At 69.7% G+C, this 22,943-nt stretch carries 20 protein-coding genes; 10 read left to right on the top strand and 10 right to left on the bottom strand.

Features of this window, described 5'->3' with window-relative positions; genetic code table 11:
- Position 1: 1 nt before the first annotated feature.
- From cas1c to cas3, 6 genes are all read right to left on the bottom strand, one after another.
- Positions 2-1,024 (bottom strand): type I-C CRISPR-associated endonuclease Cas1c, encoded by a 1,023-nt coding sequence (gene cas1c, locus ABD120_RS06990; protein WP_343948873.1) that lies wholly within the window; start codon positions 1,022-1,024, stop codon positions 2-4.
- The gene (gene cas4 / locus ABD120_RS06985; RefSeq protein WP_343948872.1) at positions 1,017-1,643 is read right to left on the bottom strand and encodes a CRISPR-associated protein Cas4; all 627 of its coding nucleotides are present in this window, start codon (positions 1,641-1,643) and stop codon (positions 1,017-1,019) included. Before cas4 ends, cas1c begins: the two co-directional genes overlap by 8 nt.
- The gene (cas7c, locus tag ABD120_RS06980; protein WP_343948871.1) at positions 1,634-2,515 is read right to left on the bottom strand and encodes a type I-C CRISPR-associated protein Cas7/Csd2; all 882 of its coding nucleotides are present in this window, start codon (positions 2,513-2,515) and stop codon (positions 1,634-1,636) included. Before cas7c ends, cas4 begins: the two co-directional genes overlap by 10 nt.
- On the bottom strand, positions 2,512-4,323 hold the full coding sequence (gene cas8c / locus ABD120_RS06975; RefSeq protein ID WP_343948870.1) for a type I-C CRISPR-associated protein Cas8c/Csd1: 1,812 nt from the start codon (positions 4,321-4,323) through the stop codon (positions 2,512-2,514). Before cas8c ends, cas7c begins: the two co-directional genes overlap by 4 nt.
- On the bottom strand, positions 4,323-5,003 hold the full coding sequence (gene cas5c / locus ABD120_RS06970) for a type I-C CRISPR-associated protein Cas5c (protein ID WP_343948869.1): 681 nt from the start codon (positions 5,001-5,003) through the stop codon (positions 4,323-4,325). Before cas5c ends, cas8c begins: the two co-directional genes overlap by 1 nt.
- Positions 5,004-5,192: 189 nt before the next feature.
- Entirely contained in the window at positions 5,193-7,421 is a 2,229-nt protein-coding gene (gene cas3 / locus ABD120_RS06965; protein WP_343948868.1) for a CRISPR-associated helicase Cas3', read from the bottom strand.
- Between the two features lie 257 nt (positions 7,422-7,678).
- Here cas3 and ABD120_RS06960 point away from each other — a divergent pair, with 257 nt between their 5' ends.
- Positions 7,679-7,909 (top strand): winged helix-turn-helix transcriptional regulator, encoded by a 231-nt coding sequence (locus tag ABD120_RS06960; RefSeq protein ID WP_343948907.1) that lies wholly within the window; start codon positions 7,679-7,681, stop codon positions 7,907-7,909.
- Between the two features lie 30 nt (positions 7,910-7,939).
- Here ABD120_RS06960 and ABD120_RS06955 read toward each other — a convergent pair whose 3' ends face one another.
- Both ABD120_RS06955 and ABD120_RS06950 read right to left on the bottom strand, forming a co-directional pair.
- Positions 7,940-8,608 (bottom strand): DUF2637 domain-containing protein, encoded by a 669-nt coding sequence (locus ABD120_RS06955; RefSeq protein WP_425563933.1) that lies wholly within the window; start codon positions 8,606-8,608, stop codon positions 7,940-7,942.
- Complete coding sequence (locus ABD120_RS06950) at positions 8,514-9,272, bottom strand: tetratricopeptide repeat protein (RefSeq protein ID WP_343948866.1); 759 nt, start codon at positions 9,270-9,272, stop codon at positions 8,514-8,516. Before ABD120_RS06950 ends, ABD120_RS06955 begins: the two co-directional genes overlap by 95 nt.
- Positions 9,273-9,572: 300 nt before the next feature.
- Between ABD120_RS06950 and ABD120_RS06945 the strand changes: the two genes are divergently transcribed.
- The 4 genes from ABD120_RS06945 to ABD120_RS06930 all read left to right on the top strand — a co-directional run bounded on the left by ABD120_RS06945 (position 9,573) and on the right by ABD120_RS06930 (position 15,502).
- A complete protein-coding gene (locus ABD120_RS06945; RefSeq protein WP_343948865.1) occupies positions 9,573-10,442 on the top strand; it encodes a hypothetical protein in 870 nt (289 codons plus the stop codon).
- A gap of 85 nt (positions 10,443-10,527) precedes the next feature.
- Complete coding sequence (locus ABD120_RS06940; RefSeq protein WP_343948864.1) at positions 10,528-11,223, top strand: TetR/AcrR family transcriptional regulator; 696 nt, start codon at positions 10,528-10,530, stop codon at positions 11,221-11,223.
- Positions 11,223-13,736 (top strand): ABC transporter ATP-binding protein/permease, encoded by a 2,514-nt coding sequence (locus ABD120_RS06935; RefSeq protein ID WP_343948863.1) that lies wholly within the window; start codon positions 11,223-11,225, stop codon positions 13,734-13,736. Before ABD120_RS06940 ends, ABD120_RS06935 begins: the two co-directional genes overlap by 1 nt.
- Positions 13,733-15,502, top strand: a complete 1,770-nt coding sequence (locus ABD120_RS06930) for an ABC transporter ATP-binding protein (RefSeq protein WP_343948862.1) — start codon at positions 13,733-13,735, stop codon at positions 15,500-15,502. Before ABD120_RS06935 ends, ABD120_RS06930 begins: the two co-directional genes overlap by 4 nt.
- Before the next feature lie 142 nt (positions 15,503-15,644).
- On the opposite strand, the gene ABD120_RS06925 is transcribed toward ABD120_RS06930, so the two are convergent.
- Both ABD120_RS06925 and ABD120_RS06920 read right to left on the bottom strand, forming a co-directional pair.
- A complete protein-coding gene (locus ABD120_RS06925) occupies positions 15,645-16,892 on the bottom strand; it encodes an MFS transporter (RefSeq protein WP_343948861.1) in 1,248 nt (415 codons plus the stop codon).
- Positions 16,889-18,103, bottom strand: coding sequence for an aminotransferase class V-fold PLP-dependent enzyme (locus tag ABD120_RS06920; protein WP_343948860.1), 1,215 nt, complete (start codon positions 18,101-18,103; stop codon positions 16,889-16,891). Before ABD120_RS06920 ends, ABD120_RS06925 begins: the two co-directional genes overlap by 4 nt.
- Between ABD120_RS06920 and ABD120_RS06915 the strand changes: the two genes are divergently transcribed.
- The 5 genes from ABD120_RS06915 (at position 18,102) to ABD120_RS06895 (ending at position 22,736) form a co-directional block, all read left to right on the top strand.
- On the top strand, positions 18,102-19,499 hold the full coding sequence (locus ABD120_RS06915; RefSeq protein WP_343948859.1) for an aminotransferase-like domain-containing protein: 1,398 nt from the start codon (positions 18,102-18,104) through the stop codon (positions 19,497-19,499). The genes ABD120_RS06920 and ABD120_RS06915 overlap by 2 nt on opposite strands.
- Positions 19,500-19,799: 300 nt before the next feature.
- Positions 19,800-20,018 carry a hypothetical protein gene (locus ABD120_RS06910; protein WP_343948858.1) on the top strand — a complete coding sequence of 73 codons (219 nt, stop codon included), beginning with the start codon at positions 19,800-19,802 and terminating at the stop codon, positions 20,016-20,018.
- Between the two features lie 12 nt (positions 20,019-20,030).
- Positions 20,031-20,750 (top strand): hypothetical protein, encoded by a 720-nt coding sequence (locus tag ABD120_RS06905; protein ID WP_343948857.1) that lies wholly within the window; start codon positions 20,031-20,033, stop codon positions 20,748-20,750.
- Positions 20,751-20,766: 16 nt separating this feature from the next.
- Positions 20,767-21,711 carry a DUF6895 family protein gene (locus ABD120_RS06900; protein ID WP_343948856.1) on the top strand — a complete coding sequence of 315 codons (945 nt, stop codon included), beginning with the start codon at positions 20,767-20,769 and terminating at the stop codon, positions 21,709-21,711.
- Positions 21,708-22,736 carry a serine hydrolase domain-containing protein gene (locus ABD120_RS06895; RefSeq protein WP_343948855.1) on the top strand — a complete coding sequence of 343 codons (1,029 nt, stop codon included), beginning with the start codon at positions 21,708-21,710 and terminating at the stop codon, positions 22,734-22,736. The genes ABD120_RS06900 and ABD120_RS06895 overlap by 4 nt, the downstream gene beginning before the upstream one ends.
- Positions 22,737-22,943: the final 207 nt, after the last annotated feature.

The raw sequence follows: 22,943 nt of genomic DNA, 5'->3' as shown, positions 1-22,943 counted from the left end.
GTCAGTTCACCGTCCAGGGCGCATACGCCTCCAGGTCGCCACGGAGATGACGAGCAAGGAGACGAGACTGCACGAGCGGCAACACCGCCCCTGGAACCTCACGGCCCAGGAGTGCGTGTGGCCAGACGCGGAGCCTGCTCTGTTGCCAGGCAGTGAGGACAGATCGGCGGCCGGCGTCTGTCAGCCTGAGCGCCGATCCAGGGAGAGGTTCGAAGTCGGTGTCCGTGATCTCGCCGCGGTTCAACAGTGTGAGCGCCAGGCGATCGGCGAGCAAGGGGCGGAACTCCTCCATCAGGTCCAGCGCCAAAGCGGGCTTACCAGGCCGGACGCCGTGGATGAAACCGATGTACGGATCGAGCCCGACTTGTTCCAAGGCTCCGTGTACGGCCACACGGAGCATGCCGTACAGAAAGGAAAGAAGGCAGTTGAGCGGATCAGTGGGCGGGCGGCGAACACGTTCGAACGGGTCGGGCGCCGCTGGGCACATGCTGGGGACCACTGCGAAGTAGTCGCGTGCGGCGTTGCCTTCGACGCCCAGCAGCCTTTCAAGGTCGGGAGCCAGTCCCGCGCCTTCGAGTGACCGGCTCAGTCGGGTGGCGGCGTCGCGGAGCCTGCGTTGCCGGGTTCCGGCGGCGTCTCGTGCGGCCCGGAGCAGCACCTGACGGCTGTTGTGGATCTTTCCGGCGACCATACACCGGGCGATGTCGAGGCGGTGAGTAGCTGCCTCATGCGCTCGATGTTGCGCTCTTCGTAGAAGCGGATTGCCTGCCGTCGGTCCGTTCAGGCGGGCTCGGAACCGACCGTTCGAGGTGAGCCAGCTGACGCTTCGTCGGTCGTCCGCGCATCTGAGAAGAAGGTCGTCGGTGACGGTCACACCGCCGAAGACCACCACGTGGTCGATCCGCACCAGCGGCAGGATCCTGCGTCCGGGCTGGCCGGCCTGGACGATGCGGACGGTGTCTCCCTCCAGGTGAAGGCTGGTACCGGGCGTCTGCACGTAGAGCGTGTTGAGCAGTTCAGTCATGCCACGTTCCCAGTGGACGAGGAGCGAAGAGATCAGTTGGCCGCCGCTCACCGCCGGTTACTTCGGGAAGGCAGTCCTCACGTATCGAGCAGCGGCGGCAACGGCGATCGTTGTGTGCCGGAGGCAGCCGATCGGCGGCCAGTAGGCGGCGCATCCGTTCGGCGGCCTGGAGGACGGCGTCCGTCAGGGCTGGGTCGATGGTGACCTCGTGCCTACGCCGTTCGGCCGCCGAGTAGATGTAGCCGGCCGGGACGGTGAATCCGGCTTCGACCAGGCATAGAGCCTGCCCACCGACCTGGAGGTCGGCTGGTCCGCCGGGCCGGTACCGGCCGACCTTGTACTCGACGGGAACTGCGGTGCCGTCCACGATCTCCACCAGGTCGCAGACGCCGTGCAAGCCGTACCGTGTGCTCGCGACCGGCAGTGAGCGGACGCTGACCATGCCGCGTCGGCGGCGGGCACCGGGCAGGTCGACTGCCCTGTGCACGAGGTCACCGCGTGCGGTGTCGGCGTTGTCGGCCCAGGTCGCCTCTACGTGGATGAGGGCGGCTTGGCGTCGGCAGTACGCGACATGCTCCAGGGCGGACAGGGGGATGCTGGCCGGGTCGGTCAGACCCACAGGTCGACACCGCGCCAGGGGGAGATCCCCGCCGGCAGGTCGGCGAGGTCGAGATGGCGGAGATAGTCGCCCCGCTGCCGGGCGGGCTTGTCCGGATCGGCGAGCGACAGCCGGAGCCGCTGTGTGAGGCTGACTGCGGGTGCTCTGCCGAAGGCATTGTCATGAGTGAAGACGAAGAGCCCGCATAGGGTCATTTCGCCGCGCGTGGCCGAACGGTCGTGGTCGAACATCATCGTCATCGCCGTCCACAGGGTGGCCAGGTCTTCGCTCGTGACCCCGGTCTTGAGGCCACGGCTGGCCGAGTAGAAGGCATGTGCGCGGTACAGGCCGTAGGGGACGGTCCACTTCGACCCGAGTTCGGTGCTCTCCCCTTTGTCTATGTCCGTCTGCCGGGTCTGGGTGACCCGGGTGATGGTGTGATCGACGGGCTGGATCGCGTGGATGCTCCGTCCGAACGTGAACTGCCATGGGCCGCGGATCTGACCTGCTCCGGCGGTCTTCTTCCCCTCCTCCTTCTGCCCGGTGCTCAGGACTGCGCCGAACATCCGGATGTCGAAGTATCGCTCGCACAGCCAGCGCTGTTTGTCCGCCACGGAGCCGCCCGCCAAGGCGGTGCCGGCTTCTTCGATGCGGGTGTTCAGCGCGAATCCGGCTTCGACGAAGATGCCGTAGCGGGCATCACCGGGTTTGATCTCGGGGATGACGTCGCGGATCTTCCGCTTGAGCGACACGTCGGTGACGAGGCCCTGGCCGCTCTCGTCGTCGGTACGTGGCCGATTGCCCGCGTCGGGATCCCCGTTCGGGTTGCCGTCGGTGACGTCGAACAGCATCACCACGTCGTGGCGGAGGGCTGGATCGAGATGAGCGCTCACGCGGACTCTCCTTGCTCCGAGGGGTTGTCGTCGGTTCTCTTCTTCGCGGCCGCGGCCTTCCTCGCCGCGAACTGCTCGTCGCACTGCTGGTGGTAGCCGAGGACGAACGCCGTCTTCTCCGCGAGGTTGGTGCCGTGCGGCGGGCCGCCCGCCTGCGCCAGCCGGCCGTACAACTCGTCGAGGCGTCGGGACGCCCCTTGCGCCCAGCCGGGCTGCTTGCGACGCATCCGCCTGAGCCAGGCGCGGGAGCTGTCGCTGCCCGCCATCAGCGCGGCGGCGGGGCTCGTGGTGGCCCGGCTCCAGTACTTGTCGGCGAAGGTCGTGTTTGGCGGCGCGTCGCCGTCGGCACGCGCGGCCGAGAGCTGGATGTCCTCCAGGACGGCGAAGATCCGGCCTGACAGGTACGCGGGCTGGTTGTTGTCGGGGTTCAGGTTCGGCATGTAGAGCTCCCGTTCGGGGTCGGGCAGCCGTCGGCGGAGCGCCAGTCGCAGCAGCGCGGCGCGTTCGAGATCCACCCGGCCGTCGGCGCCGATGCGGCGGATCAGATGGGCCAGCAGCTTCGGCGGCAGCGGCGCGGCGAGCAGGGCGCTGCGCAGCAGGCCCCCGTACAGGTCCGGCGGACGGTCGGCGCCCGGCGCGCCGACCTTGGCGTATCCGCCTTTGGCCCCGTTCTTGCCGACGATCCACCGTCCTGTGGCTGCGACCAGGCGTCGCAGGCCAGGTTGACGAACTTCGCCGGACCAACCGTCGAACATGGCCAAGTCGGTCGCCCATGCTTCGAGGTTCGCCTTGATACGCGGAAGCGGTTGTTCGATCCACTGGCGTACGACGACGCGAGAGACGTTCCCGCCGATCGCGACCGCGCAGAAGGACTCCTCACCCACCTCGTCGCCTACTGTCGGCGCCCGCCCGGCGGCGGCGCTCAACAGCAGGTGGGCGGCCAGACGTGGGGTGGGCGGATCGAAGAGGGAGTAGAGGTCGAACTCCGTGGCACCTGTCGTCCACCAGATCAGGCGGGTGTCCTGACCTACGACGGTGCCCGACCACTGGTCGTTCAGCAGCCGCTCAAGGGTGTCCATGGCCCGAAGGGCGCACGAGGCGCAGATCGGGGTGTGGACCAGTTGCTTCTGAAGGTCGAACCCGTGAGCTTTCCTGTTGATGCTGACCAGCGACGCCTGCTGAGTGGCTTTGGGTACCAGGCGGGCGGGCAGTTGCTGCGGGATGGACTGCAGGAGCGGCCCGGTCAGCCCGCACACCAGGCACAGTCCGCTACGTCCAGAAGACTTCTGCCTGCTGGCGACCACCTGCCAGAACTCTCGCGCGGACTGCGTGTCGTGCAGAAAGGTCCCGTCCACCCGAACGGCGATCCGCGAGTCACGGGACCAGTCCGGGTCCCGGCGGATCTCCCGTACGTGACCGCCGGTGAGGAATCGTCGCAGCGGCAGCCCGGGGCCGTCGGGGTCGGCGGCCACCCACTGATCGACCAGTTCCCGGCATTCCCGGTGCATCCGCTCGACCCGTGCGGGGTTCTTGGTCGCCGCGTCCACCCAGCCGAAGAGGTACTCACCTGTGTCGACGGCGAGCGTCGGCGCGATGTTCACCGTCTTGACGATCGAGGGGACCGTGTGGACGACGCCGCTCTTGGTGCGTGGGTCAGCCGGGTTGACGAGCGAGGTCAGGTACGGCGAAGCGGGGCTGCCGTCGGAGTTGAGCTCCAGAACGAACTTGACGGGTTTGTCCTGATAGTAGGGCGGGATGATCCGCCCGGGATCCTGCGCCTGTTCGACCAGGCGTCTCAGCAGGCTCATCACCTGCCGACCAGTTCGACCGGGGCGGGAAGTCCGTGCCTGGGTACATGCAGGACACCCCCTTCAAGGCGGGCGGTGAACCATTCCATGACGACGGGCGGCCCATGGTGGATGGTGTGGATCATCAGGCCCAGGTCCTCGCTGAGAGCGATGGGCGGGCTGTCGTCGGGATCACCGAAGTCGGCGCTGAACTCCTTGGTTCCCAGAAACGGCTGGTGGAAGCACGCTCCTCTGGTGACCCGCCGCCGAAACTGGTCGCGGTACGCGGCGGCGTTGTGCTTGGCTCCCGGCTTGACCTCGATGTGCGCGTGGATCCGGTAGGCGACCTCGCGCAGGCACACCGCGTTCCGCTGGTCCCGGCGTGCGGAGCTGTCCACGCGTTCCCCTTTCAGCGCACCGTCGAGAGAGACGACATGATGCGTCTCGTTCCGGCGGACGGTGAACTGCCGGACGGGGTTGAGCACTTCGATGGCCAGCACGCGATAGAGCATCTGCGGCTTCCAGAAGATCGCTTCCAGTACGCCTCGCGCTGCGGTGGGCGTCATGACCGGGTATGTGACACGCTCGGCCTTCAACTCCGGCCGGGAGAACAGCGCCGCCTCTCCGCGAACCTGGACCACCACGGGCGGAACCCCGTCGGAGGAACGTTCCAGGTCGAGAGGGCGAGGGGGTCGACTCATCGCACAACTCCCTTGCTCGTGAACGTGGTGATGCGGCCGCGAACAGCGGCCACATAGGGGGAAATTTCACGCCCGAAAAGGGCATTTCGATCCTCGCCAGGAAATCCATCTGGCGCTAGGCGATACGAGGGAAGCGTACTTTGCCCTATTCGGCCGTGAAGGCATAATCCGAGATTTTCCACGGACGGCTCAGACGAGAAAGCTCTCGACGTGGGGATCAAGATCGATTCCGGTGACGGGGTCGTACTCCCCCAGCCATTCGGCGAGAACCCCGTTCCACGACAGAGGGCCTCCAGCGGGTTGTGGTGATCCAATGATCGGACGAAGTAGTGCTAAAACCCCCGGAACTCGCAAAGCGGAAGTGTGAAGTGAGGTCATGTACGGCTGCAGGGCACGGACATCGGCCGCACAAGGCTGCGGCGCCGTACGCAGCCGGTGGATCGCCAGGTCTGCCAGGGCTTTCTCTTCGTCGTCTGCTGCTCCTTGCGACGTAACCACGGCCACGCCGGCCTCATCGATCATCCGGAAGCGGTCGCGCGTTGTGCGGAAGTCGAGCGCTGCCCGTGCTCCCTGCAGCAGCATCCCTCGGCTGTCATGATGCTCAAGGGCAAGCGAGCCGTAGACAGCCTGGTAATAGTCGTCAAGCGCCTTCAGATCATCGGGCTCGGCCTTGGCAGGCCCGAAGTAGAGGGAGGTCGTGTCGACGAGCGTCCGGTAGCTCGGTGGCTGCCCGGCATCCGACGCGGCCACGATGACCACCCGTCCTGGGCCCCGCAGATTGCCGTCCCGATTCGCGCGACCAGCAGCCTGGAGCAGTGAATCAGCCGGAGCCATCAGGCGATAGACCACGGGGAAGTCGATATCGACCCCTGCCTCGATAAGCTGGGTCGACACGAGTTTGACCGCTTCCCCCCTTTCGAGACTCGCACGTACTTCCGCGAGCACTCGGCGACGGTGCGCAGGGCACATTCGCGTGGACAGATGCCAGGCCGGTTTCGCGGCCGTCCGCCAGTTCTCGAATACGGCCTTCGCATCGGCAGTCGTGTTGACCACCACCAGGACCTGGTGGAGCAGACCCGCCCGAGTCGCGACCTCGGCGAGCGTGGGCCGAGGATCGACCCACCACTCGAACTCGACCCGCCGCAGCTTGTTTACCAGCGACTGCGGCTCAGCGATGATGTCATGGGCCTGGATGTCCCGGAACGGGCGCAAGGACCAGAACGCGGGTTGAGTCGCGGACGACAACACCACCGTCACCCCGAAGTGCGTCACCAGCGTGCGCAGAGCGTCCAGAATGGGCACCAGAAGCTCATGCGGCAGCGCTTGGACCTCGTCCAGGACGATGACCGACCCGGCAAGACGGTGCAGTCTGCGCATCGCCGCAGGACGGCGGTCGAAGAGCGACTCGAAGAGCCGCACCATGGTGGTGACGACGAACGGAGCGTCCCAGTTCTCGGCGGCGAGACGCTCCCAGCCTCGGCCCGCCTCGTCGTGATCGACACCACTGTGGTGTTCCAGCACCACGCGATCGCCGTCCTCGTCGAGAAGGCCGCGATAGACATCGGCGTTCTGCTCGGTGATGGTCAAGAAGGGGACGGCGACGACGATCCGGCGCTTACCGTGCAGAGCCGCATGGTGAACAGCGAACGCCGCGCAGGAGATCGTCTTTCCGGAACCTGTCGGAGCCGCCAACCGGAACATCCCAGGAGCGCGAGCCGCAACCGCGACGCAAGCCTGGTAGACGTCATCGCGAATGCCGTCGATCTTCGCCTTCCGTCGGCCGGCATCCGCCAGCATCGCCCGCCGTCTCCGCTCGAACCTGTCACGAAGGACGGAGAAGTCGGTGTTGTCACGAACAGACGGACGAGACTGAGCGGCGAAGTGAGCGGCCGTGTCCAGGAAGTCGGCGTCGCACAAGGCGCTGAACACCAGCCGGAGGCCCATCTCCGCAACATGCGGATCGTTCTCCCACGCCTGGGGCGCACGCGGCCTCTCGGCCCCCATGAGTTCGGGCAGAAGTCTCGTTATCGCCGCGCGGGCGTCGGCCTGCGCGGCTGTCTGATCCGGAGTCGCCGCCTTCAACCATCCGCGCAGACTCTCAGGATCCGTCAGCCCTCCGTGATGACCCTGGACCGCCATCGCGAATTTGCCGAGGCCGCGTTCGGCGGCCATTAGGACACCCAGGCGTTTGTGATCGTGCCCTACCCGCTGGTCACTGCCTTCGACCTCCAGCAGACGTTGCTGCCAGCCGCAGGCCGCCTTGCCGGTGTCGTGCAAAAGCCCCAGCCACCAGGCGATCCGACCAGCCCCGAAAGGCTCGGCGAAAGTCGCGGCCAGTGCTGCGGTTCCCCGAAGATGGTCCGTCAGCTGGTGTCGCGTACCCAGCTGATTGACGCTGTGCGCCCAGGGGCCATCCATCGCATCTCCCGACTACCGACGGTCAGGCAACAGTAGAGAACACCTACGACAAATCCGGATTAGCAGCCCTCTGCTGCTGAGACCCATAGCGTTTGCGATCCTCACCAACCCTGGAGGGTCGGTGCTAGGCCTTCGCCGGCGCAGGCGCCTCCTTGCCGAGCTTGAGGTTGCGATCCTCACCGACCTTGGAAGGGCGGTGCTGTGCGTGGCCCCTCAGCGGTCATGAGGAGGCCGTCGCGTAGAAGGCGAGCGAGGGCATCAGCCGGCGGATGCTGTCCGTGAGCCTGCGCAACCTGGAACGCAACGGGCTGATCACCCGCACTGTCTACCCCGACTCCCCACCCCGGGTGGAATACGCCACCACAGCTCTGGTCGAGGACATATGCGCTCCGCTGGAGGCTCTCGCGGCATGGGCCCGCCAGGCCTACGACAATCGCCATCGACCCCTCGCTCGCCCTCCGGGCACGACCGCACCGGCCCCGCAGTAACCGCGCAGCGGCATCGGGGCGGTCACGGAGTTACACAGCAGCAGATTGGTCATGCTCCGCGAGCTTTCCCTCAAGTCCGGTCCGCTTGATCCAGCGACCCCACCGAGCACTCCGCGCGAACCGCTCAGCGATGACCCGGCCCGGCGGAAGCGTTCCATCGGGAAGCCGATTCGCCTGGGCCCACTTCCAAGCGGTCCGACGGAGATCCACCACCGCGCTCCCATCAGAACTCACCTCAGCGGAGAGATCGTGACCATCGGCTCCATACAGTTCCCGATCTGCTGGCACCCAATCTCGCGCGACATCTCGTTTCGTGGCGGAGGCCTGGCGGATCTGGGACATCAGCAGCTCGTAGCTGCCGATCAAAGCGGCACTCGGCCACGCCGCGATGACCCGGCCGATCAGGCTCGGCTCGGCCACCGCGATGTTCGCCCCGAGGCTGGCCAGGCTGCCGACCAGCAACATCACCCACGCCAGGAGACCTCCGCGTGAGCCGTACCGGTTGGCCAGAAGGATGGACATCGAGGCGACGCCGATCGTGCCGTCCACCGCGAGAGGGATGAGCACCGCCGCCAGATGATCCTCGCCGTGCCGGAGACAGAGCTCATGCATGTGGCGGAACGACACGACCGCCGCGATACCGGCGAGAAGGACGACCCCCGTGATCGTCGTGCGCTGGATGCGGCGCACGGTCCCCATGTTCGGCTCCATGGCTGCTCACCCTTCCCGACCAGGGAGAACGAGCGTGGTGGAAGCGCTGAACGGCATGTACGTATCGAGTGTGTCGATCCTCGGACACCATCAGGGCCTCGAAGAGGTCGAGGGCGTAGGCCAGGTGAGCGTGGGCCAGTTCGGGACGGCCGAGCCTGGCATGGGCCCAGCCGAGGTTGCGGCGGGTGTGCGCCTGGCCGACACGGTCGCCGGACACCAGGGTGGTGGCCAGGGCGGCGCGTTGCAGCTGGGACTGCTCCTGCCAGCGGCCTCGCCGGTCCAGGAAGTCGTGGACGGCCCATGCCGACTGCCAGGTGACGAAGGTTCGGGACATGAGGAGGTGATGTTCGGCCTGGAACCAGGCCACCGCCTCGTCCGCGCCGGAGAACCTCTCCGGTGTGACCCCTGCCAGGGGAGTGGTGGTCAGGATCGGGAATCGGTGGGGGCTCAGGGCGAGGGCCGCGGCCTGGGCGGAGTGCGCGTAGTGGTCGTGGAGGCGGGCGGGCGCCTCCTGGCGTTCGCGGCCGATGGTGAGCGCGGCGGCGTAGGCGCGCAGCAGGTCGTCCATGCTCGTCCGTCCGGGGGACGGTTCGGTGACCAGGTTCGCGCGGCCCAGTTCGTCGAGCAGGTGCCTGGTGGTTGGGCGGGTCACGCCCGCGAGGCTCGCGGCCGCGGGTACGCCCAGGTCGGCGGCCGGACAGAGCGCCAGGAGGCGGAGGAGACGTACGGCTGGCGCGGAGACGGTCCGTAACGACCACGAGAACACGGCTCGCAGGCGGAGCGCGGGCTCACCGCCGTCAAGCGCGTCCAAGGGGTGCGTCTCCCGGAGTTCGGCGGCGATGGCCGCGAGCGGCGAAAGCGGCGCCGCGCCGGGACGAGGAGCGAGCGTGACCGCCTGGGCGGCGCCAGGGCGAGCGGTCGCCGCAGCGGAGCCGCCCGGAGGGAAGCCGGGATGGGTGGCGGCGATGACGACATTCCCCCGCCGCCCAAGGGCCACTGGAAGCCTCCGGCGTGGGGCCGCCCCGGCTGCACGACCTCGCGATGCTTCAAGGACGTGGCCGACCCCGATCACTCCAAGGCCCGCTCCGAGCCGATCTCTCCGATCATGCAGGAACTCATGGCCCGCCAGGCCTGCGCGAACTGGTGGGAGTGGTGCCGGTGGAGCGGTGAGAAGTTCACCGAGAAGCACAAGCGCATCCAGGCCCTGCACGCGGGTGAGGGCGGGATCGAGTTGTGCCCGAAGGAGGTGGCCGCGTGCGCCGGGGTGCCCAACCCGGGCAACTCGTCGGTCATCCGCCTGGGCATGGTGTACTCCTCCGACCGGGACGGCTGGCAGAAGGCCGCCGACACACTGGCGATCATCGGTTCCGCTCCCTTCACCCCCACCCGCACACCGAGAGGACGACATCACCAGGCGCCACGCGGCCTGGCGACCCTCGGCCTGGAAGGGCTGCGGATGGGCACCGGCCTCGTCGCCCACGGCATCGTCGACGGCAAGCACCAGAAGATGCCGGCCTCCTACTATTTTCCGTCCCTCCTCTACACCCAGGCCAAGTCCATGGCCAGCGGCGCGGTCGCCGTGGGATCACCGATCGCGGGCGGAGTGCTGCGAACCGGCGACCGCGCCTACCTCAACCTGCACCGCCCGGGGGTCGCCCGCGCCCTGCTGGACGAAGCCCTGGAGCGCGGCCACGACTTCGCGACCGCCGAGTCGATCGAGATCGACGGGTGGGAGCTCGTCGACGGCGCGCTGGGACGGCTGCGTCCCGTTGCGGAGCCGAGCACGTGGCCTTGTAACTTAGGTAAGGCATACCTAAAGTAGTCGCGCCGTCAAGATTGCCAAGTGCCCGGAATTCAGCTTAGGCTAACCTTAGTTACCCTCTGAAACTAAGGGACGGGAGCAATCGATGACGACCGGCGGTCGCCCTCCTCGGATCGACCTGGACGACATCGTCCGAGCCGGTCGCGAACTCGGCCTGAGCAGACTGAGCGTGAAGGCCGTGGCAGCACGACTGGGCGTGACCTCGACCGCGATCTACCGTTACGTCGAGGGGCGCTGGGACCTCGACCGGCTGGTGGGCGAGAGCATCCTCGCGGAGCTGGAGTTGCGCGACACCCCCGACCACGACGTGGAACGGCATCTGCTGTCGTTCGCCCTCCAGCTGAGGGAGTTCGCCCTCGCGCACCCCGGGCTGGCGCAGTACATGCAACTGCTGTTCCCGCGCGGCGAGAGCGGCCGGCGGCTGCTGGCCGCCGAGGTCGAGGCCCTCGGACGGCGCGGCTACGCCCCGGACGCGGCGATCATCCTCGGCAGCGGAGCCGCCACCGTGGCGATCGCGCTGGCCGTCTCCGAGGAGAACAGCCTGCGCGCCGAACGCGAGGACACCCCCGGTCTGGAGCGGGCACGGCACACCGCGATCGAAGGACTGGCGGGCCACAGCCTCCTCGGTGCGCCCCACAGCACACTGCCGCAGATGGAGCGCTCCAGGTATGTCCGGTTGCTGCTGACCGCCGTCGTCAGGGGACTGGTCGAGGCGGCGCCGCCGGGGCGTCCTGCGGACAAGGTCATCGCGGGCCTCGCCGCCATGGGAGAGGGACGGTGATGGGCAGGCGCGGATTCCAGGGCGCGGTCGTACGCGGATTCGGCGCACGCGACCACGAGGCCACCGTGCTCGGGACGGAACAGATCACACCGAACTTCCTGCGGGTACGGCTGACGTCGCCGACGCTCTTCCAGGACGCGGCCGCGTCCCCCACGGCCTGGCTGCGGTTCTGGTTCCCCGACCCCCAGGGCGGGCCCACCGAGTTCCAGCGGGCGTACACCGTCTCCGAGGCGGACGAGGCGAGCGGCGCGTTCGCGATCGACGTGGTACTGCACGAGCCGGCCGGCCCGGCGACGCTGTGGGCGCAGCGGGCCGAACCGGGCCACACCGTCATGGTGACCTCGATGGGATCGTCGCAGTTCGACGTACCGGAGGAGTTGCCCGCGGGGTACCTGCTGATCGGGGACTCGGCGTCGATCCCCGCGATCAACGGCATCCTCGGTGTCCTGCCCGACGAACTGCCGGTCGAGCTGTACCTGGAACAACACGACGAAGCCGATCTGCTCATCCCGCTCGCCACGCATCCCCGCCTCCTGCTGCACCGGGTACCACGGCGCGGTCCCGGGTCGCTGTCGGCGGCGATCGAAGCCCGGGACTGGTCGGACTGGTACGCCTGGACGGCCCCGGAAGCGGGCTCGCTCAAGCACCTGCGGGCCCGGCTGAGAGACGAGTTCGGGTTCCCCAGATCGCAGACACACGCCCAGGCGTACTGGACCCACGGACGGGCGATGGGGAAACTACGGTCCCCCCGGACGGCACCCGAAGAAGCCGCGCCGGCACCGGCGGAGACCGCGCGAGCGGCCCGGGGCAGGTGGCAGGCCCAGGCCGCAGGACGGCTGCTGGCGCCACTGCGCCCGGTGCTGATCCTCTCGGGAGTGCTGCAGGCCATCGTCACGCTCGTGCAGCTCTCGCCGTTCGTCCTGCTGGTGGAACTGGCCCGGCGCATGCTGAACGGAGCGACGGAACCCGAGCTGTGGGCGGTCGGGGTGTGGGCGCTGGCGCTGCTGGGCACCGGAACGCTGCTCGGCGCCGCGCTGATGTTCTGGCTGCACCTGGTCGAGGCGCGCTTCGCACACGACCTGCGGCGACGACTGCTGGGCAAGCTCGCCCGGCTGCCGCTGGGCTGGTTCACCGCCCGAGGATCCGGGTCGGTGAAGCAACTGTTGCAGGACGACACACTCGCGCTGCACTACCTCGTCACCCACGCGGTCCCGGACGCGGTCGCCGCCGTCGTCGCGCCGCTCGCCGTACTGGTGTATCTGTTCACGGTGGACTGGCGGCTCGCGCTCCTGCTGCTGCTGCCGGTGCTGGTCTACCTGGTCACGATGGCGGTGATGATCGTCCAGTCCGGCGCGAAGACGGTCCAGGCCACCCGCTGGGCGGAACGGATGAACGGCCAGGCCGGGGCCTACCTGGAGGGTCAGCCGGTGATCCGTGTCTTCGGCGGTGCCGCGGCCTCCGGCTTCCGCGCCCATCTGGATGGGTACATCCGGTTCCTGGGCGACTGGCAGCGGCCCTTCACCGGCAAGAAGACCGTCATCGACCTGGCCACCAGGCCCGCCACCTTCGTGCTGCTCATCACCGTGCTCGGCACGGCCCTGGTCACCGCAGGTTCGATCGATCCGGTGTCGCTGCTGCCGTTCCTGCTGCTCGGCACCACTTTCGGGGCCCGGCTGCTCGGCGTCGGCTACGGGCTCGGCGGGCTGCGCGCCGGGATGCTCGCCGCCCGCCGCGTCCAGAACGCGCTCGACGAAGCCGAACTGCGCCTGCCTGCGAAAGGGCCGGAAGCGGCGCCGGGACCGGTCGTGTTCGACCGGGTCGGCTTCTCCTACCGGCCGGGCGTCCCCGTCCTCCACGACATCCGTCTCACCCTGACGCCCGGCACCGTGACGGCGCTCGTCGGCCCTTCGGGGTCCGGCAAGTCCACCCTCGCCGCGCTCCTGGCCCGCTTCCACGACGTGGACGAGGGCGCGATCCGGGTCGGCGGAGCCGACCTGCGCGACCTGACCGCCGACGAGTTGTACTCCCGTGTCGGGTTCGTCTTCCAGCAGACGCGACTCGTGCACGGCACCGTCCGCGACAACATCGCCCTCGCCGTCCCGGAAGCCACCGCCGAACAGGTCGAGGCCGCCGCGCGGGCCGCGTGCGTCCACGACCGGATCCTGCGACTGCCCGCCGGTTACGACACCGTGCTCGGAACGGACGCCGACCTGTCCGGCGGGGAACGGCAGCGGCTCACGATCGCCCGCGCGATCCTCGCCGACCCACCCGTCCTCGTGCTCGACGAGGCCACCTCCTTCGCCGATCCCGAGTCGGAGCACCTCGTGCAGCGTGCCCTGAACCGGCTCACCTCGGGCCGGACCGTACTCGTCATCGCGCATCGCCTGCACACCGTCACCGGAGCCGACAACATCGTGGTACTCGACGCCGGGCGCATCGCCGAGACCGGCACCCACCGGCAACTCCTCGCCTCGAACGGCCGATACCGGCGACTCTGGGAGGCCGCCCGATGATCCGCACCCTGCTTCACCTCATCCCCGCCGACCGGCGCGGGCGGGCGGGCGCGCACCTCGCGCTCACCCTGTTCGGCGTGGTGCTGCGCGCGGCAGGCGCCGTGCTGCTCGTGCCGCTCGTCGCCGCGCTGTTCAGTACGGCTCCGGCCGGGGCATGGCCGTGGCTCGGGGCGCTGGCGACGGTCACCGTCGTCGGCTGGGTCAACGACGCGATCACCGCGCGGATCGGCTTCGACCTCGGCTTCGCCCTCCTCGACCACGCCCAGCACGACATCGCCGAGCGGCTCACCCGCATCCGCACGACCTGGTTCACCGCCGAGAACACCGCCACCGCCCGCCAGGCAGTCGCCGCCACCGGTCCCGACCTCGTCGGCCTCGTCGTCCACCTGATCACGCCGGTGATCAGCGCGATCGGCCTGCCGGTCGCGATCGGGCTCGCCCTGTTGCCCGTCTCCGGCCCGTTGGCCGTGGCCGCCCTCGCGGGCGTGCCCGTGCTGCTCGGCGCGTTCTGGGCCGCCGGGCGGGTCAGCCGTACCGCCGACCGGGTGGCCGCCGAGGCCAACAGCGCGCTCACCGAGCGGATCGTCGAGTTCGCCCGCACCCAGGAGGCCCTCCGCTCGGCGCGGCGCGCCGAGCCCGCGCGCAGCCACGTCGGCGCCACCCTCGCCGCACAGCACGGCGCCACCGTCAGGCTGCTGCTCATGCAGATCCCCGGGCAACTGCTGTTCAGCATCGCGAGCCAGCTCGCTCTCGTGCTCCTGGCGGGCACGACGACGATCCTGGCCGTTCGCGGCGCGCTCACCGTCCCCGAGGCGATCGCGCTCATCGTGGTCATCGCCCGCTACCTCGAACCGTTCACCGCGCTCGGCGAACTCGCCCTGGCCATCGAGACCGCCGCCATCACCCTGCGCCGCTTCCGCGCCGTCCTCGACGCACCCGCCGACGGGCGTGCCGAGCGCACGGCCGGAGAGCACGATTCCGCAGGGACCGCACCCCGCGTCACTCTGGAGCACGTCGGTTTCCGCTACGGGCCGGGCGCGGTGGTGTTCGACGGGCTCGACCTCACCTTCGAACCGGGCACCACCACCGCGATCGTCGGTCCGTCGGGGTCCGGCAAGAGCACTCTGCTCGGACTGCTGGCCGGGCTGCTGGAGCCGACCGCCGGCCGGGTCCTGATCGACGGCGCGAGCACCGCCGCGGACCGCCGCGGCCTGGTCAGCGTGGTCTTCCAACACCCGTACCTGTTCGACGGCACCGTCGTCGACAACATCCGCGCCGGCGACCCCACGGCCGCACCCGAACGAGTCGCCCGAGCCATGACGCTGGCCCGCGTCGACGAGCTGACCGGCCGTCTCCCGGACGGGGAGCGCAGCCTCGTCGGGGAGGCCGGCTCCGCGCTGTCCGGCGGCGAACGCCAGCGGGTGAGCATCGCCCGCGCGCTGCTCAAGCCCGCCCCGGTACTACTCGTCGATGAAGCGACCAGCGCCCTCGACACCGAGAACGAACGCGCCGTCGTCCAGGCGCTCACCGCCGATGCCACGCCGCGCACCCGCGTGATCGTCGCCCATCGGCTCGCGAGTATCCGGCACGCGGACCGCGTCCTCTTCCTGGAGGACGGCCGCGTCGTCGAGGACGGCACAGTCGACGACCTCCTCACCGCCGGCGGGCGCTTCGCCCGGTTCTGGCAGCGACGCGAAGAGGCCACCGGCTGGCGAATCGCCTCCGGCGCCGACGCGCTTCTCCCCGTCGCACGACCGCCGTCGTAGCGCGCCGGCTTCCCCGTGCCGGCCATGTGCAGCTGCTCGCCTCCGCCTCCTGGAAGCGTACGGACTTCGCCGCCGACCACGACTACAGCTTCTGGAAGCGCGTCCGCCCCACCGGGTGAGGGGACCAGACGAAACCACGCGGTCAGCGCGTCGGTACGGCCGGGAGAGATCTCACCTTGATCACCGGAGAGAGGAACAACGCCCCCACCACGGCAGCCGACCCGGCCGCGGCCACGGTCAGCGCGCCGTACGCGCCCAGCCACCCGGCCAGCAGGCCCGCCGCCAGCCCACCCAGGGCTCCGCCGCCGAACAGGAGCGTACGGAACACCGCGGTCATCCGTCCCATCATCGATTGAGGGGTGGCGGCCTGCCGCAGGCTGACGATGATCACCCCGGCCACGCCCAGCCCGAGGTAGGTGACGAAGAAGGAGGCGACGAACATGCCGACCATCACCGGCGCGGGGCCCGTGGCGGCCACGATCAGCGTCGGCCCGAGCAGCAGGGCCGACTGCGCCACCAGGTAGACACGCCCCAGCGGGAAACGCCGGAGAATCCTGCCGGACAGCAACGCCCCGATCAGACCGCCCACCGAGGCGGTGGCGAAGACGGCCCCGAGTGTGGCGGGTGTCAGGTGGAGGTCGCGGGAGCCGTACAACAGGAACATGGTCCACACCGTGACCATGGAGAAGTTGCAGCAGAAGCCGATCAGCGCCAGCGCTCTGAGTACCGGGTCGCCGAACACCCAGCGCAGGCCGGCGCGCAGCTCGGCCAGGGCGTCGCGGCGTTCGGCCGGCTCGGGGCGGGGCTCGGGGGTCCGGATGAGCAGCAGCGAGACGAGGGAGACGGCATAGGAGCAGGCGTTGACGATCAACGCCATCGGCGCGCCCACGGCGGTGACGAGGGCGCCGGCCAGTCCCGGCCCGGCGACGTCGGCCGCCGAGGAACTGGCGCTCAGCTTGGCGCTGGCCTCGACGTAATGCTCGCGGTCGCGGACCAGGGCCGGCACGAAGGACATCCAGCTGACATCGAAGAGCACCGAGGCGATGCCCACCACGCAGGCGATGCCGAGGAGCAGGCCCAGCGTCAGGGCGTCCAGCCAGTAGAGGACCGGGACGAGAGCGAGCAAGATCATTCTTGCGAGGTTGGCGCCCAGCATGAGCGGTCTGCGCCTCAGCCGGTCGGTCCACACCCCGATCAGCAGAGCCAGCCCGAGGAAGGGCGCCAGTTGCAGGAAGCGCAGGAGCCCGACCTGCTCGTCAGTGGCGCCGAACGCCGTCATCGCGGCCAGGGGCAGGGCCAGGGTGGTCACCTGCGTGCCCATCAGGGAGACGCTCTCGCCGAACCAGAAGGTCAGGAAGTCCCGGTTGCGGAGCAGGCCGGTGCGCGTCAACGGACGAGTTCGGCGACGGTGTCGGCCACGAAGGCGATCTCCTCGTCGGTGTTGTAGTAGTGGGGCGAAAGGCGCAGGCACCAGTCGACGTTCTTGTCGCCGAAGTCGAACTGGGCGAACTCGCGGAAGCTGAGCGCCGAGTTGATGCCGCGGGTGTCCATGGCGGCCTTGAACGGCTGTGGTTGCCAGCCACGGATCTGAAAGGTGACCAGTGCGCCCAGGTTCGCCCCGTGATCGACCACGCGAACGCCGAGGATGGCCGTGAGGCGTTCGCGCAGGCGCGCGGCCAGCGCGGAGCTTCGGCGGGCGATGGCTTCGAGGCCGACCCGGCGGGCGTAGGCGGTGGCCGCCGCGCACCCGAGCACGGTGGCGTAGGGGAACTCCCACTCCTCGAACCGGGCCGCGGTCGCGACGGGTTCGTAACGTCCCGGCGAGGTCCACCGCGAACCGTGCATGTCGATGAACAGCGGCTCGTAGCCGGCGGCCAGCACCCGGTCGGAGACGTACAGGAATCCCGAACCGCGCGGGCCGCGCAGGAACTTGCGGCAGGTGGCGGTGAGCAGGTCGCAGCCGATCTCGGCGACGTCGATCGGGAGCTGGCCGACGGACTGGCAGGCGTCGACGAGGTAGAGCAGGTCCAGTTCGCGGCAGTGGCGGCCGACCTCGGCGACCGGCTGGATGAGGCCGGAGTTGGTGGGGATGTGCGTGACCGCGACGAGCCTGGGCCGATGCCGGCGCAGGAGCGTCGCCATCGCCTCCACGTCCACCCCGCCTTCGGGCAGGTCGGGCGCGTGCACGACCCGCACACCGAATCTCTTGGTCAGGGACAGGAAGGCGATCTGGTTGGAGATGAAGTCGTTGCGGGTGGTCACGATGACGTCCCCGGCCTCGAACGGGATCGAGGACAGGGCGGTTGCGTAGGCGTGGGTGGCGCTGGCGGCGAAGGCGATGTTCTCGGGCCGGGCGTTGATGAGGGCGGCGATCTCGGTGTAGAAGTCGCGGACCTGTTCGGCGCGGGCGGCCGCCGCCTCGTAGCCGCCGATCCCGGCTTCCAACTGCAGATGCTCGACCATCGCGGCCAGGACGGGTGCGGCCAGCAGGCCGCAGCCCGCGTTGTTGAAATGGACGACCTGCTCGCAGCCGGGTGTGTCGGCTCGCAGCTCCAGAAGTGATTCCGCACTCCAGCCGGAAGCGCTACTATTGTCTCTCATGTCGGACAGTAGCACTTCTGATGCTTTGGCCGCGAGCCTCCGGCGTGAGCTGGACCGGATGAAGCCGGGCGAGCGGCTGCCGAGCAGCAGAGACCTCATCGAACGTTTCCGCGTCGGGCCCGCCACCGTCTCGCGCGCGATCGCCCTGCTGGTCGCCGAGGGCGCCGTGGTCACCCGGCCGGGGTCGGGCACGTTCGTCGCGCCTCGCCGTACCCATGCGGACGCGGCGGCCGGTGACACCTCGTGGCAGGAGATCACGCTGGCCGGCCGCGAGTACGACCCGGGAAACGCGGTGGAGGCGGCTCACCCCGCACCCCAGGACGGCATCGCCATGTCCGGCGGCTACCTTCACGAGACGCTGCAGCCCACACGGGCGCTGAGCGCCGCCCTGGCCCGCGCGGCACGCCGTCCCGGTGCCTGGCATCGTGCCCCGACCGCCGGCCTGCAACCCCTGCGCGCGCTGTTCGCCAAGGCCGCCGGCAGCAGCGTGAACGCGCAGGACGTACTGATCACCGGGGGCGGGCAAGGGGCCCTGTCGATGCTCTTCCGCGCGCTGGCGGCACCGGACGGCCCCGTGCTGATGGAGTCACCCACCTATCCGGGCGCCCTGGCCGCGGCACGGGCGGCGGGACTGCGCCCGATCCCCGTCCCCATGGACGGCGACGGCATCCGCCCCGACCTGCTGGCCGACGCCTTCGACATGACCGGCGCCCGCCTGCTGTACTGCCAGCCCACCCTGCACAACCCCGCCGGGACGGCACTGGCCGCCGAACGCCGCCGCCAGATCATCCGGATCGCGCGCCAGGCGGGCGCCTTCCTCATCGAGGACGACTTCGCCCGGCATCTGAGCCATGGCCGCCCGCTCCCGCCACCGCTGATCGACGACGACCCCGACGGCACGGTCGTCTACCTGACCTCCCTGACCAAACCCGTCTCCCCCAGCCTGCGCATCGGCGCCGTCATCGCCCGCGGCCCGGTCTCACGGCGCCTGCTCGGCATGCGCTACGTCGACGACTTCTTCACCGCCCGGCCGCTGCAGGAAGCGGCGATCGAACTCCTCAGCGCCCCCGCCTGGGACCGCCACCTGCAGAACCTGCGCGCCGTCCTGCGCGAACGCTGCGCCACCCTCGCCGGCGCCCTGGCCCTCCATCTCCCCGACTGGACACCCACCCACATCCCCCACGCCGGATTCCACCTGTGGGTCCGGCTACCGACCGGCCACCAGGCCACCGCCGCAGCGGAAACCGCCCGGACCCGCGGCGTCCTCGTCAACGCCGGCGACCGGTACTTCCCCGCCGAGCCGCCCGGCGCCTTCCTCCGGCTGAGCTTCGCCGCCCCCGCCACCACGGCAGAACTGACCGATGCCGCGAAACGTCTCAGCCGAACGGCCTTTTGAGCTGGCGCCCGGAAATATCACGATTAGCCGGATTTATCGTAAATAGAGAGCTTGTTCAGGACGCACGATGGGATGCGGGGTTATGGCCATAAGCAGGACTTTACCCCGAATATTTCTCACGTCTACCGGCGAACACCATGAGTTGATAAGTCATGATATGTACATGACAATCAGGTGAGTCTACTATCACGTCTCACAGAAGGCTATTTATGGATCAATGAATTGCGGAATCGAATCCTTGTCGGAGGCAAGCTCCGAAATCAAGGAAAGGGTTCAAAAATGTCTGGGAAAGAAGGGTTCATGACTGTCCTCGCCGAGCCGACGGCGACCGTACGGACCGAGACGCGCGCGCTGATCGGCGCGGGAGAGGCACCTCACTGCCCTTCGCCGGGATCGGAGAAGGGCGCCGGCCTGCTCCTCCTCGCGCTGCTCCTGTCGGCCGACCCGACGCAGGACGAGCCGATCGAGGACGCGTTCGGCGGGGTGCTGCAGAACCTGACGTGCGCGGCCGCGTTCTGAGGCCGTGACCCGATGCCGATCACGCCGACGCCGGGCATCCCGCCGCAGGGCACGGTTCTGCCTACTGTCCGCCTCCTGGCGGGCACGCTGAGGCAGGCGCTGATCCCCGAGAACGGCGGGTTCCGGCTGGCGCGGGTCCTGCCCGATGGACGGCAGGCCGACGCCGGACTGGCCGCGGTGCGGGTGCTGGGCGCCGACGTGCTCACGCCGTTCGTGGTGAACGGACTCACGCTCACCGCGCAGGACGCGGCGCTGATTCGGACTGCGGTGCGGGCCTACCCCGCACCGCAGGCGCCCGCGTCCGAGGTCTCGCTGTGGGGAGTGCGGGACGCGGCACTGGTACGCGCGCTGGCCGCCTCGGGAGTCGACGCCACCGGCTGGGAGGGGCTCGCCCCGGCGGAGTCGCCCGCTCGGCTGCTGACGTTGCCGTGGGTGGCGATGGCCGCCGAACTGGTGCGGATGACCGGCGCGGCGCCCCCGTTCGCCGAACAGGACGTACGCGCGCACCTGGCCCGCCGCCACCTCGACGTGGGGCGCGGGCTGGTCCGGGCGTTGCTGCGCCGAGACCTGCTCAGCGCCGCCCGCCTGGCCCGCTGGCTGGGGCCGGCCGACGCGCGGCTGACCGCCCCGGTCCTGGACTACCTGGAGATCGCCGGGACGGACGACGCACGCGTGACGCTGGAGACCGCGATCACCAGGCGCCTGATGACCGGCGCGTCCCCCGAAGCGTGAGCGAGGGAGCAGGAACGTGGAAACGGAGATGGACACGGCGGTGGCCCGCACGGCCCGGCAGGTCGCCGAGGCGGCGCTGTCCTGGCTGGACGGCATGCGCGGCAGCTTCGCCCTGCCCACCGATACGCCTGACGACCATGTCCTCGGCGACGCGCTGAAGGCGCTGGCCGAGCTGACGCTCGCGACCGCCCTGGTACGCCGTGAGGCCATCGCCGGACCACGTTCCGCCGACCTCGCCGACCGGCTGCTGGACTTCTGCTGGCAGCAGGTCGGGCAGGGTGAGCTGTTGTACCGGCTGCAGGCCCGCACCCCCGCGGCGACCTACCCGATGGAGATCTACGCCCCGTTCGCCGCCGCCGGCTACCGCCACGAGCGCCTGGACCGGCTGGCCGCGCAGTTGTACGGCCTGCGCGCGTATCGAGTGGTCGAGCACGTGCCCAACCGGCGCCTGGCCCTGGTCTCCGCCGCCGCCAAGATCGGCGTCGCGGTTCCCGACGACCTCGCCGCGCTGACCGGCCAGACCTGGCTCGGCGGCACCCCTGAGCCGTGGATGCTGGACCCCAGCAACGCCTACGGCGTCACGCACACCGTCTTCCACCTGACCGACTGGGGCGCCCGGCCGGAGGGACTGCCGCCACAACTGCAGGACTACCTCCACCAATGGCTCCCGGCGTGGGCGGAAGTGTATTGCGAGACCAGGCTGTGGGACCTGCTGCTCGAAATGCTGATGGTCGGCACCTGCCTGGGGCGGCCGTTGTTCTCCAGGGCGATCTGGGAACAGGTCGCCGCCGCCCAGCGCGCCGACGGCATGATGCCGAACGGCATGACCAAGCCGCCCGCCGACCCGCACCGCGCCTGGCGCAATCACCACCATCCCACCATCGTCGCGGTCGCGGCCGGAACCCTGACGCTCTCGCGCGCCGTCTCCCACGCGGCCACCGGCGCTCGAAGCAAGACGTGAACGACGCTCACTCGCTGGTGTCGGGAACCGTCCATGCGCTGGTCGGGTCCGGGCACGCCCCGGCAGCGGTCGGCGTGGCCCTGCGCGGCTCAGACCAGGCGGTCGTCACCGCCGGCAACCTCGCCCGCCCAGCCCCCGGAGCGGTCGAGGCAGGGCCTGGGACGCTGTTCGCGCTGGGGTCGATCACCAAGACGTTCACCGCGTTGCTGCTCGCCGAGATGGCCGCCACCGGCGCGGTCGCCTGCGACGACCCCATCCGCGCCCACCTGCCCGCCGAGGCCGTGCCCCGCAACGGCGCCGCCGCGATCACGCTGGGCCAGCTCGCCGCACACCGCGCCGGTCTGCCGCGCCTGCCCCGTGGACTGCGCCGCCGCAGCCTGCCGTACCTGCTGTCGGACCCCTACGCCCGGTACCGCGTCGAAGACCTCCACCGGGCCGTCTCCCGTCTGCGCCCGCCGCGCGAGGCCCCGCAGGTGCGCTACTCCACCTTCGGCGTCGGCCTGCTCGGGCATCTCCTCGCCCGCGCCGCAGGCACCCCCTACCCCGAACTCCTCGCCGAACGGGTCCTCACCCCGCTCGGCATGCGCGACACCCTCGTCCCGCCGGAGGAGACGCTGACCCGCCGGGCGGCGGTGGGGCACCGCCGTGGCCGGCCGGTCCCGCACTGGCGATTCGACGCGCTGGAGGCGGCGGGCGCCCTCTACTCCACCGGCGCCGACCTGCTGCGCTACCTACAGGCCCAGCTCCACCCGGACACCGTCCCGGAGCCGCTGGCCACCGCGCTCCTGACCGCTCGACGGCAACGCCACGAGGACGGCGGCGCGAGCCTGGGGTGGAACGTCCGCGAGATCCGAGGTCGCACGCTGCTGTGGCACAGCGGCGGCACCGGCGGTTTCACCGCCTTCGCCGGCTTCAGCCCGGACTCCGCAGCGGGCGTGGCCATCTTGGCCAGCACCGCTCCGAGCCTGCGCCAGCCCGTGATCCACGCCGCCCGCCGCCTGTTCCGTTCCGTGGTCTTCGGCTGAACCGGCCGCCCCTTTGATCTTCCCCGCGACGACACGGTCCGGAGCACCGCGCCCCATCGGAAGCAACGCCGGTTCCGGCGAACCTCGCATGCCGGGCGAGTGCATCTTCACGAATGCGGACCCACCTCCAGGATCTTGCGATAGGGACGCCTCCGGGCCTGCGCGATCTCCATAAAAACGGATATATCGCCACACTCATATCCACCT

The organism is Nonomuraea longicatena (assembly GCF_039525605.1).
In the GTDB taxonomy this organism is placed as follows: domain Bacteria; phylum Actinomycetota; class Actinomycetes; order Streptosporangiales; family Streptosporangiaceae; genus Nonomuraea; species Nonomuraea longicatena.
This window is presented reverse-complemented; position numbering and strand designations above follow the sequence as displayed.